This window comes from Deinococcus phoenicis, assembly GCF_000599865.1.
GTDB lineage: Bacteria > Deinococcota > Deinococci > Deinococcales > Deinococcaceae > Deinococcus > Deinococcus phoenicis.
Genome location: NZ_JHAC01000084.1, coordinates 1 through 1,030 on the forward strand (window position 1 = coordinate 1; position 1,030 = coordinate 1,030).

The 1,030-nt window shown below is 69.3% G+C and carries 2 protein-coding genes; both read left to right on the plus strand.

All coding sequences use genetic code 11. The features are described from left to right. Positions 1 to 366 (plus strand): GNAT family N-acetyltransferase (locus DEIPH_RS17500; protein WP_152545019.1); only part of this gene is annotated, 366 nt, incomplete at its 5' end. Then, on the plus strand, positions 363 to 1,030 hold a 668-nt coding region (locus tag DEIPH_RS17505), incomplete at its 3' end, for a GNAT family N-acetyltransferase (RefSeq protein WP_034360765.1). The genes DEIPH_RS17500 and DEIPH_RS17505, both read left to right, overlap by 4 nt.

Here is a 1,030-nt window from a genome sequence, read left to right on the forward strand (position 1 = left end):
CGGCAGCGCCAGGCCGGCACCATCCTCCTCGCCGTCGACGACCAGGACCGCGTTCACGCCGCCGACCTGTATGCCTGGGACGACCACTGCATGTACGGCCTGATGAGCGGCAGGGCTATCCGCACACCCGTGAGGGGAGCGGCGGCGCTGCTGCTGTGGCACGCGATCGGTCAGGCCGCCCAGCGGGAGCTTGCCTTCGACTTTCAGGGATCGATGATCGAGAGCATCGAGGAGTACTTCCGGGGCTTCGGCGCGCGTCTCACGCCCTACTCGCACATCAGCAAGGCCAGCTGGCGAAGGCAGATGTTCAGCCACAGCAAGTCGACCTGGCTGGCCGCGCGCCGCCTGATCGGGAAAAAGCCGTGAGCGCCCCGCAGGTGGAGGACCGCCGCCTGGCGGCCATGCACCCGTCGCTGTTCCAGACGGCGTGGTGGCTCGACGCCGTCGCCCCTCACGCCTGGGACGAGGTCCAGGTCCACGAGAACGGCCTGCTCGTCGCCCGCCTCCCCTTCGTCCGTTCCCGCCGTCACGGCCTCACCCGCCTCACCCAGCCCCCCCTCGGCCGCACCCTCGGTCCCTGGCTGGCCTACTCCAGTGACCGCTACGACCGCCGCCTCGCCCAGCACAAAGCCTGGCTCGGTGCCCTGATCGATCAGCTCCCCCCCTTCGACCTCTTCGAGCAGAACTGCTCCCCCGAACTCGACAACTGGCTGCCCTTCTACTGGCGCGGCTTCTCCCAGACCACCCGCTATACCTACCGCTTCGGGCGCCTGGACCAGCTGGATCAGGTCCGGCTCAGCCTCAAAAAGAGGGTGCGGGCGGACCTGAACCGGGTGACGCAGCAACTGGAGGTGCGGGAAAGCGAGGACGTGGAGCAGCTGTGGCAGCTGTGCCGGCAGACCTTCGAGCGGCAGGGCGAGCACTTCCCGTTCTCCCGGCCGCTGGTAGAACGGGCGTACGGGGCCTGCCGGCAGCGCCAGGCCGGCACCATCCTCCTCGCCGTCGACGACCAGGACCGCGTTCACGCCGC